Origin of the sequence: Methylobacter sp., assembly GCF_004322395.1 — a bacterium.
Lineage (GTDB): Bacteria > Pseudomonadota > Gammaproteobacteria > Methylococcales > Methylomonadaceae > Methylobacter_A.
On sequence record NZ_SCTW01000016.1, the window covers coordinates 1 to 10,377 of the forward strand.

The 10,377-nt window shown below is 48.5% G+C and carries 14 protein-coding genes; 5 read left to right on the forward strand and 9 right to left on the reverse strand.

The features are described from left to right. The 3 genes from EPO18_RS02860 to EPO18_RS02870 all read left to right on the forward strand — a co-directional run. The coding region (locus EPO18_RS02860; RefSeq protein ID WP_292430241.1) for a GlgC family sugar phosphate nucleotidyltransferase at window positions 1–887 on the forward strand (887 nt) is incomplete at its 5' end. 141 nt (window positions 888–1,028) lie between these two features. Beyond that, window positions 1,029–1,325 (forward strand): antibiotic biosynthesis monooxygenase, encoded by a 297-nt coding sequence (locus EPO18_RS02865; protein WP_292430244.1) that lies wholly within the window; start codon window positions 1,029–1,031, stop codon window positions 1,323–1,325. A gap of 6 nt (window positions 1,326–1,331) precedes the next feature. Further along, complete coding sequence (locus tag EPO18_RS02870) at window positions 1,332–2,525, forward strand: iron-containing alcohol dehydrogenase (protein ID WP_292430248.1); 1,194 nt, start codon at window positions 1,332–1,334, stop codon at window positions 2,523–2,525. A 93-nt stretch (window positions 2,526–2,618) separates the two neighbouring features. Here EPO18_RS02870 and EPO18_RS02875 read toward each other — a convergent pair whose 3' ends face one another. Genes EPO18_RS02875 through EPO18_RS02885 form a run of 3 tightly spaced genes read right to left on the reverse strand, consistent with a single transcriptional unit; the run spans window position 2,619 to window position 4,542 of the window. Next, window positions 2,619–3,635, reverse strand: a complete 1,017-nt coding sequence (locus EPO18_RS02875) for an L-threonylcarbamoyladenylate synthase (protein ID WP_292430251.1) — start codon at window positions 3,633–3,635, stop codon at window positions 2,619–2,621. Between the two features lie 8 nt (window positions 3,636–3,643). Next, window positions 3,644–3,859, reverse strand: a complete 216-nt coding sequence (locus EPO18_RS02880) for a biotin carboxylase N-terminal domain-containing protein (protein WP_292430254.1) — start codon at window positions 3,857–3,859, stop codon at window positions 3,644–3,646. Window positions 3,860–3,885: 26 nt separating this feature from the next. Next, window positions 3,886–4,542: a TetR/AcrR family transcriptional regulator gene (locus EPO18_RS02885; RefSeq protein ID WP_292430258.1), complete on the reverse strand. Its 657-nt coding sequence runs from the start codon at window positions 4,540–4,542 to the stop codon at window positions 3,886–3,888. A 481-nt stretch (window positions 4,543–5,023) separates the two neighbouring features. Between EPO18_RS02885 and EPO18_RS02890 the strand changes: the two genes are divergently transcribed. Both EPO18_RS02890 and EPO18_RS02895 read left to right on the forward strand, forming a co-directional pair. Continuing rightward, on the forward strand, window positions 5,024–5,245 hold the full coding sequence (locus EPO18_RS02890; RefSeq protein ID WP_292430261.1) for a hypothetical protein: 222 nt from the start codon (window positions 5,024–5,026) through the stop codon (window positions 5,243–5,245). A gap of 106 nt (window positions 5,246–5,351) precedes the next feature. Continuing rightward, window positions 5,352–6,281, forward strand: a complete 930-nt coding sequence (locus EPO18_RS02895) for a hypothetical protein (RefSeq protein ID WP_292430265.1) — start codon at window positions 5,352–5,354, stop codon at window positions 6,279–6,281. Window positions 6,282–6,429: 148 nt separating this feature from the next. Here the strand turns inward: EPO18_RS02895 and EPO18_RS02900 are convergent, their stop codons facing one another. From EPO18_RS02900 to EPO18_RS02925, 6 genes are all read right to left on the reverse strand, one after another. Continuing rightward, window positions 6,430–6,762, reverse strand: a complete 333-nt coding sequence (locus EPO18_RS02900) for a type II toxin-antitoxin system HicB family antitoxin (protein ID WP_292430269.1) — start codon at window positions 6,760–6,762, stop codon at window positions 6,430–6,432. Continuing rightward, complete coding sequence (locus tag EPO18_RS02905; RefSeq protein ID WP_292430272.1) at window positions 6,759–7,013, reverse strand: type II toxin-antitoxin system HicA family toxin; 255 nt, start codon at window positions 7,011–7,013, stop codon at window positions 6,759–6,761. The genes EPO18_RS02900 and EPO18_RS02905 overlap by 4 nt, the downstream gene beginning before the upstream one ends. Before the next feature lie 380 nt (window positions 7,014–7,393). After that, the gene (locus tag EPO18_RS02910; RefSeq protein ID WP_292430275.1) at window positions 7,394–7,822 is read right to left on the reverse strand and encodes a pyrimidine dimer DNA glycosylase/endonuclease V; all 429 of its coding nucleotides are present in this window, start codon (window positions 7,820–7,822) and stop codon (window positions 7,394–7,396) included. Window positions 7,823–7,874: 52 nt separating this feature from the next. After that, window positions 7,875–8,192, reverse strand: coding sequence for a HigA family addiction module antitoxin (locus EPO18_RS02915; RefSeq protein ID WP_292430277.1), 318 nt, complete (start codon window positions 8,190–8,192; stop codon window positions 7,875–7,877). Window positions 8,193–9,109: 917 nt separating this feature from the next. Next, the gene (locus EPO18_RS02920; protein WP_292430280.1) at window positions 9,110–9,892 is read right to left on the reverse strand and encodes a PA3715 family protein; all 783 of its coding nucleotides are present in this window, start codon (window positions 9,890–9,892) and stop codon (window positions 9,110–9,112) included. Between the two features lie 106 nt (window positions 9,893–9,998). Further along, window positions 9,999–10,283, reverse strand: a complete 285-nt coding sequence (locus EPO18_RS02925) for a group II intron maturase-specific domain-containing protein (protein ID WP_292430283.1) — start codon at window positions 10,281–10,283, stop codon at window positions 9,999–10,001. Between the last annotated feature and the right edge of the window lie 94 nt (window positions 10,284–10,377).

Sequence of the window (10,377 nt, forward strand, 5' to 3'; positions counted from 1 at the left end):
CCAACCATGTAGTCATTCTGTCAGGAGACCATATTTACCGGATGGATTATGCCGCAATGCTTCAGTTTCACCTAGATCAGGAAGCGGAATTGACGATTGCCTGTATGCCAGTGCCACTGGCTAGCGCCAGCTCTTTTGGCGTTATGTCCGTGGATGATGTTCATCAAATTCGTGCGTTTGACGAAAAGCCGGAACATCCCAAGCATCTGCCAAACGATCCAGACCATGCGTTGGCATCAATGGGTATCTATATTTTCAATATGGAGTTGCTCAGTTGCGAATTGCAATCCGACTACGGCCTTACCGCATCGAACTATGATTTCGGCAAAGACATCATCCCGCGTCTCATCGGGACCCGTGGCGTATATGCTTACCGGTTCGGCGAAGAAACTGGACGTGTCATGCAGGATAAGTACTGGCGCGATGTCGGCACTATTGATTCATATTATATGGCGAACATGGATTTGCTTGAGCCGATTCCGTCTATGAATTTGTACCAGCCCGACTGGGTTATTCGTACCTACCATAGCCAAAACCCGCCAGCCCGAATGGCGCCCGGATCTCTCGGACAGGAAGGGCATGTTATCAATTCTATGCTGAGCACCGGCACTGTTGTTTCTGGCGGTATTATCAGGCACTCGATATTGTTCGCTCAAGTTCAGGTAGATGAAAATGCCGTTGTTGAAGATTCGATCTTATTTGAAGGGGTACAAGTTGGCGCCGGTGCGCATTTAAGACGCTGTATCGTCGATAAAAACGTACAAATTCCTCCAGGCGAGCGAATAGGATTTAACCACACTGCCGATGCAGCCCGCTTTGTAATCTCGGAATCCGGCATTACTGTCATTCCTAAGGATTACCGTTTTCTTACTAATGCACTGGAGTGAAAAGCTGCTCGATCGACGCTTATCGGAAATTAACCTCATCCCCCGGAAATTCTTATACCCTTTTCAATTGTTTTCAAAAAATCCGAAACTATGCCGGGTGAAGTATAATATCTACTATTCGATAGCTTATGAGGCACTGTTATGCACGTTACTTTGGTTCATGTTCATGTAAAACCCGCTTATATTGACGATTTTATTGCCGCCACACGGCTCAACCATGAAGCTTCGATCCATGAGCCCGGTAACTGTCGCTTTGACGTGCTGCAATCACCCGAAAATCCCGATCATTTTATTCTTTATGAAGCGTATGCATCGGCTGAAGCTGCGGCGACTCATAAGCAAACGGCCCACTATTTAGCCTGGCGCGATAGCGTATCGGAGTGGATGGCGGAACCCCGCCAGGGCATTCGTTACGAAGGTCTTTTTCCTCAAGGATAAAATCGTATGCAATTCGCTCCTTTCTCTATCTCGCGTTTACCGCGCATTAACTACGGCAACGGCCGTATTAATGAAGTTCCCGCTCTGGCAGCGGCATATGGACATAAAGCTTTGCTGGTGACTGGCAAGCAATCTTTCTGCGCTACATCACGTTGGCAGTCTTTCACCCAATCTTTGGAAACTAAAGGGATGACCTGGCTGCATTTTACCGTCTCGGGCGAACCGTCTCCGGAGTTGGTGGATCAGGCGGTGAGCCGGTTTCGCGGTGAAGCGGTTGACGTGGTTATCGCCATTGGCGGCGGCAGCGTACTTGATGCCGCCAAAGCGATAGCCGGACTATTGCCCTACGGTAATTCGGTGATGGATCATCTCGAAGGGGTCGGCAAGAACATCCCTTATCACGGACCAAGCACGCCTTTTATCGCAGTTCCCACCACGGCAGGTACCGGTAGCGAAGCGACTAAAAACTCGGTGCTTAGCATTCAAGGCCGTGACGGCTTCAAGAAGTCCTTTCGTGATGAGTGTTTAATCCCCGAATACGCAGTGATTGATCCTGATTTGTTAGAGAGCTGTCCACGCGAACTGTTGGCAGCCGATGGCATGGACGCATTTACTCAACTGTTGGAATCTTACGTATCGCTCAAGGCCAACCCATTCACCGATGCACTGGCTTGGAGCGGCATGTCCGCCGTAAAAGAAGGTTTTTTTGCCGCATGGGAAGGAAACGAGCCCTCTGCCGGCCATGGTCGTGGTGCTATGGCTTACGCAGCTTTGCTTTCCGGCATCACCTTGGCTCAAGTGGGTTTAGGATCGGTGCATGGATTAGCCTCGCCGTTGGGCGCCTACTTTCCTATTCCCCATGGCGTAGTCTGCGGCACTTTGGTCTCTGCCGCCACCGAAGTCAACATTAAGGCGATGCAAGAACGCGAACCTAACAATCCGGCCTTGGTCAAATATGCGCAAGTAGGGCGGCTACTGACCGGTCGGACCGATATCGATGATGCTACGGCTCGCCTGTCGTTAACTACCCTGTTGGCCGAGTGGAGCGAGCAACTGCAATTGGCGCGCCTCAATAGTTATGGTATTACTTTAGAAGATTTTCCGTTGATCGTCGCTAATAGTCGAGGTAGCAGTATGCTGACCAATCCGATTGTGCTGACAGATAGCGAGATCAGTACCATTTTGATGCAACGTCTTTAATCCCGAGTTATTGACAAATGAGTGAACCGGCTACACTAAACCGGAAAGTTTTATTTGTTGCTAACACGGATTTGATCGGAAACGATCTCTAGTTCATCCGTGTGCTATAGCCGTTGCCGAAGCTTTGCCTAGCCTATCATTGACCGCCCGCCATGCTTCCGTTTGCGGCGGCTGTTCAATCAGAATTAAATCCAATTGCATGCTGTCCAGCTGTCGTAGCGCGGCATAAAGGCTTTGCGCATAGTTAGCGGCTTGTTCGGGTAAACGCAAGACGCGGACTTGACTGGTTTCCGCTATGTCCAGCCGATAGCTCAATAGGCCAATTCTTTTTCCATCGGCGATCAATTGCTTGATCTTATCCGGCAGCCGTTCTGCCGGGCAGAGAATAGCTGGTGTTGTCGGCGCATAATGTACCGCCATCATGCCTGGCGCACGGATTTCCTCAGCTATCTCTGGAGCCGGTTCGGCACTTGATGCTGATGGAGTCATCAGCTCGGTCTGTAAAACGGCTTCAATTTCCTGGCGGGTAATATGTCCCGGCCTGAGTAATCTCGGCTTGCTGCCGCTTAAATCGATAATTGTCGATTCCACGCCGACTTGGCAGGCGCCTCCGTCAAGAATCATATCGACCGCATCGCCCAGCTCTTCGCTGACATGCTTGGCTTGGGTGGGGCTGATCCGGCAAAAGCGGTTAGCCGATGGCGCAGCAATGCCGCCGCCGAAGGTTTTTAACAAGGCCAGCGCGACAGGATGGTCGGGCATACGCAAGCCGACTGTTTGCTGACCGCCGGTAACCGCCAGAGGCACTTCGGGTTTTTTGTTCAATATCATCGCCAACGGGCCCGGCCAGAAGCGATTCGCAAGCTTTAGCGCAGCTTCAGGCACAATGCTGGCCCAATCGTAAAGACTGTCAATATCGGCGATATGCACGATTAACGGATGGTCTGCAGGCCGTCCTTTGGCTTTAAATATCCCTGCTACCGCATCAGGATTACTGGCGTCCGCGCCAAGGCCGTAAACCGTCTCGGTCGGGAACGCAACCAGTCGGCCTTGACGTAATAAATCAGCCGCGCGGTTAATGGCTTCGGTATCTGCAACAATCGGTTTCATATGATTAATCACGCCTGAATCGAACAGTCGCGTTCGTAAAGATGATGAGGGTCAGCCAAAAGGTAACCGGCCAGAGCTTTGCTACCGATACAATAAGGCGCATCGGTTTTTTTGACATGCAACGCAAAACGGTCTGCGTCCGAATAAATAGCGACTGAGCGTATGCCTATTTCTGCACAGGCCGCGATCTCGCCTAGATTGGCTATTGCGATTTTACGTAACATGAGTATTTCTCCCTAAAAGTTTGCCGCTAACGAGCCGAATGTAAGCTGGAAAATACCAACGATTCCAGAAACAAAACAATCTCCGCCTCGTCTTTGCTTTTACCGAAATCGGTCAGCGACGGCAGATGATTCATAAAAAAATTCTGGAAATGCGCCATTTCAATAATCGTGCTCGATAACGATTTCGGGTATTTATAGCTGGGATTGCACTCCAGGATAATGTCGCCGATTTTTGCGCAAAGATCTTTGTAAGGTTTAAACAGGTGATCTTTGTTATCTTCAGATACTTTTTTGGTTAAATAGGCTTTGGAGCCTTCGGTAATGATGATTTGGTGAAGAATGCTTTCATCGACGTGACTGGTTGCAACATCGTCCTCTACGGCGGTCGCTAATAATTTAATTATTTTTTTAAGCTTAACGACAGGGTCTTTAATATTATGGGTATGAAAAGTAACCCGATATTCAAGCCAGCTCCAATACCAGGCCGTAATGTACATCAGCAAGCGGTGCTTATTTTCAAAATACCGGTAAATACCGGCCTCGGTAGTACCAACTGCATCCGCCAGTTTTTTAAATGTGAATGCCTCAAACCCGCTTTTATAGATCAATTGTATGCTGTGCAGAATGATTTTTTTGCCCAGCTCGGATTGTTCCGGGTTCCTGATAAACAATTTCTCATTCATCTTTATCTGTAACTGTAATTCCATACGATTTTTAAGCTTCGGAAAAAAAGGGTTGATACATCTTTGAAATCATCAGCTTGATAATTGAGCAATAAATTCGCCGACAGAATATGATCCACTAAATCCGGCCCGACGGCTTTTAGCGGTGATACTTCCCCAAGTTTGGAAATCTTCAGTAGTTTGCGCCTTAACCGGCCCAGTCAAGATCAGCCCAAGCATAACCAAGGAGAATGAATATATTTTTATATTTATCGCTGGTATATACATGGGTTTAATTGCCTTAAGTGGCTAGTTTTAAAAGTGCTGACGAATTTCTAATTAATAGTTTTACAACCTAAAATGATAGCTATGCTATTATTTTAAAGCGATTTTAGCATTTTAATTCTAAAAGCACTTAACACCTATCAGTTTAACAAAAATATCCAATACGTCATTCCGGCATGGATTCACCGGGCTATCCTGCCCGGAGCCCTTCGGGTCAATGCAAATCCGTTCCAGACGGATTTGTGCCGGAATCCACGACTGCAAGGATGCAGGAGGTAGAGCACCAACAGTAGGCGCTTTAGGCGACGTAGGAGCAGTTGCCGAGAAGCCAGGGACGGCAAGGCTCAGATCACTCCATGTGGCCTCGGCAATTGCTCCTGCATTGCTCTACCTCCTGCATCCTTGCAGTCGTGGATACCGGCAATCCATGCTGGAATGACGTGCTATTTAAGCAAAGTGATAGGTGATAAGATGCTAAAGCAAGCTTTCGCAAAAATAGCGGTTTCCCGGAGAAATTTCTAAGCAAACCAAACAGGAATATACCAATGAAAAACACCTTATTACTACTGCTGGTACTATGGTCATCAACTGCCATGGCCAAAGTCATTAATTTTGAAATCAAGTTCACGCCGTTTATCGGCGACCCAGCGACGGCCGATCATGTACAAACCGTGTCTGGGAAAGCGCGGGTGTTTCTTAACAATGTTCCCATTGCAGAGCAGGATGTGAGCGCACATGAAGAGCCCGTGCTTTTTGATGAGCGCGAAGTGGGTGCGGCAGTTTGGGTTCCGGCGGCTTCTGTTGGCACTTCAGTGCGTAAAGGCAAAAACACGCTGAGAATCGAGTTTGAACCTGCTGATAGCAAAACCGCTTTTCGTGCACAACTAAGCTGGGCGGAAGTCAATGACCAGAGCTCTGAACAATCCGACCAGGGAACCTTTAAATCCACCAATCAATCAGGTGAAGGCAAAGAGATCAAAGAAACCCAAGGTAAAGTGGTCATGGAAAAAGATTTCGTTGCCGATTTTGCCGTTGATGAGCCTTGGCATCATTTCCCACCGGTAACCACCTTAAGCGATGCCGATAAACAACAGTTACTTAAGCTGGTTAATGACCGTGCAGCGTTGTTCCAACCGAAATTCGAGGGCGTTTATAAGTTTCTGGAGATACCGCGACCAGGCATAGAAATTGATCTGGCCCAAATACGCAAGGCAGGCTGTCTAAATAAGGCTTATGCGGCCGGCGTACGCGTCGCCGCTCGTAGTGCTGCCGATGTAGACTTTATCTTGCCAGGCAATCAAGAAGTCGTTATTAAAGGTCAAACAGGTAATCTTTACCCGTTCAATGAGCAAGATTTCGCCAAGATTAAGGGCGATGAAGTGCAAATGTGCGCGGGTATGGCGATGTCTTTAGTTTATCCGCCGCAACTGGTGGTCGTGAAGAACGCAGCCGGAATTTGGGAAGTGGTTTATTGATTAGCATTAAAGCCCCCGGATATTCGACAGGCTCACATTCGCCACGAATGACGGGGGTAGGTTTTTGGTGGAAATGGGCGTTTGGCTGGAAATTTCCGTTACTTTTCGACAGGAGCGAATATTCCCGACGATGCTACTGGTTGGCAGCTTAAGCACTGATTTCACGATTCAAAGCCTCAATAGCCCATTGGTTAAGGCTTTTGCCAACGGACTGGGCCTTAACCAAAGCCGCAGCATGAAGTTCCGGCGGAACTCTGAGCAACAACTTGCCGCTGGCTGGTTTTTCAGGTGCTTTACCGATTTTCTCACAGGCTTCAAGATAGTCGTCTACTGCTTCTTCAAATGCCTCATGTAAATCGGTAACGTTATCGGCATGAAAGCAAATAATGTCTTGAATGCCAAGCAACCTACCAACCAACGTGTTGTCGCGGTCGTCAAAATCAATGCGGGCTGTGTAGCCCTTATAAATTAAGGTGTTCATGGCTTAATTCCAATAGAGGTCAAAAAATCCCGCGCTTGCTCGACTTGATAAGGTTTGGCCTCTTTAGCCGGGTGCGGGCGATGGAACACCGTAATTCTGCCATTGAACTCGAAACGGACGCGGGAGCCACGACCTTCGATAACGCGGCAACCCAAAGCAACTAACAACGTTTCGATACGCATCCATTCGAGCGTGGTTGCAGTAGGTTTTGCAAAGATGGTTTGCAAAGTTTTAATGTGCTTGGCGTTCATGGTTTAATGCTATCAAAAAATGATAGCAATTGAAAGCCATTTGTATTTCCTTGGATGAATGGTTACGTCGCCGAATTCGCATGTGCTACCTGAAATAATGGCGTAGACCAAGAACACGGATACGAAGCCTGATCAAGCTGGGTGTCGGCAAGCGATCAGCTTAGGACTCAGTTCTAAGGGCCATTACCGTTTGGCTAAGACCTATGCGGTACAAGTCGGACTTAACGACCAATGGCTGAAGAACCAAGGTCTTGTCTCGATCAGGGAGCAGTGGATCAAGTTTCATTACAACTGATGAACCGCCCGGTGCGGACCTGCATGCCGGGTGGTGTGGGGGACTGGGGGCTAGATATCCCCGGTTACCCGATTGGGCGACACTCTCACTGACGCTCCCATGACTCAATATCGCCAGCACGCACGCTAAACATGGGGTGTGCCTCTGGCACCTCGGTGACCCGCCACTTCCGATACAGCGCTGGGTTACGCACCTTCAGCTTAGCCAGGAGATGCTCCCACTCGTACTGCATCTGACCGGTAGTGACGGTGAGGGCCACTACTTCCTGGGCCGGTTTGATTTTGCTTTTGTCAAAGGCATAACCTCGCGCCACCGTCTCCGCATGAATGCCTTTCAGGTACAGCGAGATGGCTACAAGTGGTGCCGTATGATTCTTAAATCTGTCCAGCTGCGGATGGTTGCGATAGCCGCGCGTTTCCCCGTGCAGGACGGCCTGCGCCAGGAGAGCCTCCCGCCACAACGCGACCAAGCCTTGGGCATCAAGATATTTGGGATGTAAAGACCAGAGGCGCATGTTTTACGGTGTCCAACGTGGAGGCAAGGGGCGCGTCCCTTTGACCGCTGTGTTAGGCTATTTTTTGCAGGTGATGGAAATCTTGAATTGAATCCAGCTCATTTTTTTCTGCGGCTTGCGCTTTGAATAAATCCCATCGGATCTGTAGGTTGAGCCAGAAATCCGCTGATACTCCGAAAAACTTAGCTAAACGTAAAGCGGTACTTGGAGTTACGCCGCGTTTTTGGTTTACAAGCTCATTGATCCGCTGATAGGGAACATGAATCGCATTGGCAAGATCGCGCTGACTTATGTTCATTGGAATAAGAAATTCATCCCGAAGCATTTCACCGGGATTTGTGGGTGGTCTGTTGGTTGGAATACGAACCATATGCGCTCCTAATGGTAATCGGTGATTTCTACGTTGCAAGGGCCTGTTTTACCTCACATAAAGGCTATAAGTTGTCACCTCGCTGAAAGCATCTTTTGTCTCGTGCCCATGCAACGCGATTGATGCGGTTCGTTCCTCACCGCATCCTACGGCCATAGAAATACGGAAAACAACATTAAAAACCAAATATAGATACCTTGATTATCAGGTACTATAAACGGCAATACTGTAGTTCCACTTATTTCGGCGATGGCAGCAAAAATTGCAATTACCGTAAGCGAGTTCTTGATATGTCCTATCTTTTCGACCAACGCTGGTCTCCTCAGATTCTTTTAAGTTTATACCGAGCCTGAATGGCCCCTAACGTGTAGGTAACGGACGCCCAAACAGCCGGCGAAGCCGGCTGTTTGGGCGTCCCTGTTGACAGACCGTAGTGTTGGGCATCATTGGGGCTCGTTTATCAACTGACCGCGCTCATCAAAGCGGTGCTCTATACGCTTGATGCCCTGTGCATCGTATCGCTCCTCGATGCGAGGTTGTCCATTCGGGTAGTAGTAAATCTTTCCGGCAAGCAACAGGCCGTCGTACATGTCGGCGTAAGTAGCAACCCCTTGCTCGTCGTGATGAAGAACGCCAATCAGAGCACCGTCCGGCCCATAGCGCTTTATGTGTTTGATCGCCCCGGAGTCATAGAATTCCTTAACGATTTTCTGCCCCCCCAGCAGCGCTCAGAGTCTCGGGCTCTTTAGCGAAGGAGCCCACAGCAATACCGAGCAAAAGTGCAGCAGCAAAAGTTGTGCGTGTCATGTTCGTTTGCTTGATGCTCAACGCAAAGCTAAGCGGGCTGCGCGCTTTTTGCGCAGCTCCGCTTGAGCGCAGGGTTAGGGTTGCAATTTAGCCCAACCATTTTACAATAATTATTTATGATATTTTTTTCCATCATAATGAAGTTTATATTGCAATGGCTCTCCTGTCTTTTTTCCATCATCGCGTGAGATAGTCTCTGTCACCAACAAGTCTCTATATCCGTTTGTTGATGCGGTATCAACGCTAAGTGAGTAGCCTCTATTTTCATAAAGCGACTCTTCTGGAGCGTCTGCACCAGTACAACGTGACTGCCCTTCCTGTATATAATGCCAAGAGGAAATATAAAAATCTTCTAGGATCGGCTTAATTTCTTTGCCGTCTTGAATAAACAGTGTGCGAACGGGGCCAGATCCACCCTCGCCACAGCCTTGACTATAACTATTCGTTACGTCGAGTCCGAATGCTCTGACACCTGGTGCAATGTCGTAGCGAGCTGTGTCAATCCAGAAGCTATTTGCTCCCACAGTCATTGCAGCATCTTCCTGTATCGCTCCCTTATAGATTGCAACGATCCTTACTTTTATGGTTTCAACCAAAACAACAATCAACCGCTTTTCATATTCAACTCCAGCATCGTAAGCAAAGATAGCGATGGTTTTTGAGTTGTCTTTAGGCCAAACCTTGCATACGCCAGCAATTATCACGCCGCCATTCTCAGCACTTGGATACATTCCATCTTTGGGATATGAGAAATCACTAACGTCCAGATGCTTTCCAACAAGATTAACTATAGATTTGTCGCAGCGATTTTTTTCTGAGTCAGTTTGTCCATAAGCAGATTGGCCAATCCCAAAACAAATCAAGGCAACAATAAAAACAATATTTCTTATCATCGATGATGCTCCTCTTGTTTACCCTAATCGGGATAGGAAGAAGCCTCGCGGCTCCTCCCTCCCACACCACCGGGCATACGGATCACGTACACGGCGGTTCGATGATTCATACCTGCCGCTCCGCCAAGGCGGGCAGCCCCATTTGCGCAAATGCCTTCGCCGGCAACGCCAGCGATAACGCCGGGGTTTTCGATAATCGCCACGGGCCATGCGCACTTTTACTGGTATTCCAGGCTTCTCGCACGGATACCCCTCGTTTGCGCAATTCCCGATACCCCGATTTCCCCCATTGTTTCCAGATGTAACAGCGTAGCTTACGTCGTATCCATTTGTCGATGTCTCGCAGAGGACTCATCACTTCGGTGATGCCAAAGTAAGCTTTGACCGTCATGGATGATGGAAATGCAGGTTTTGCAGGAGCAAAAACCTGCCCAACCAAGCAGGGCTTTTCTTAATTCTGCGATAATCTGTTCCAAACGGCGGCC

Excerpts from the sequence above, each read along its gene's own strand:
- EPO18_RS02865 (WP_292430244.1), top strand. The coding sequence starts at position 1,029 with ATGCACGTTACTTTGGTTCATGTTCATGTAAAACCCGCTTATATTGAC.
- EPO18_RS02870 (WP_292430248.1), top strand. The coding sequence starts at position 1,332 with ATGCAATTCGCTCCTTTCTCTATCTCGCGTTTACCGCGCATTAACTAC.
- EPO18_RS02875 (WP_292430251.1), bottom strand. The coding sequence starts at position 3,635 with ATGAAACCGATTGTTGCAGATACCGAAGCCATTAACCGCGCGGCTGAT.
- EPO18_RS02880 (WP_292430254.1), bottom strand. The coding sequence starts at position 3,859 with ATGTTACGTAAAATCGCAATAGCCAATCTAGGCGAGATCGCGGCCTGT.
- EPO18_RS02885 (WP_292430258.1), bottom strand. The coding sequence starts at position 4,542 with ATGAATGAGAAATTGTTTATCAGGAACCCGGAACAATCCGAGCTGGGC.
- EPO18_RS02890 (WP_292430261.1), top strand. The coding sequence starts at position 5,024 with ATGCAAATCCGTTCCAGACGGATTTGTGCCGGAATCCACGACTGCAAG.
- EPO18_RS02895 (WP_292430265.1), top strand. The coding sequence starts at position 5,352 with ATGAAAAACACCTTATTACTACTGCTGGTACTATGGTCATCAACTGCC.
- EPO18_RS02900 (WP_292430269.1), bottom strand. The coding sequence starts at position 6,762 with ATGAACACCTTAATTTATAAGGGCTACACAGCCCGCATTGATTTTGAC.
- EPO18_RS02905 (WP_292430272.1), bottom strand. The coding sequence starts at position 7,013 with ATGAACGCCAAGCACATTAAAACTTTGCAAACCATCTTTGCAAAACCT.
- EPO18_RS02910 (WP_292430275.1), bottom strand. The coding sequence starts at position 7,822 with ATGCGCCTCTGGTCTTTACATCCCAAATATCTTGATGCCCAAGGCTTG.
- EPO18_RS02915 (WP_292430277.1), bottom strand. The coding sequence starts at position 8,192 with ATGGTTCGTATTCCAACCAACAGACCACCCACAAATCCCGGTGAAATG.
- EPO18_RS02920 (WP_292430280.1), bottom strand. The coding sequence starts at position 9,892 with ATGATAAGAAATATTGTTTTTATTGTTGCCTTGATTTGTTTTGGGATT.
- EPO18_RS02925 (WP_292430283.1), bottom strand. The coding sequence starts at position 10,283 with ATGACGGTCAAAGCTTACTTTGGCATCACCGAAGTGATGAGTCCTCTG.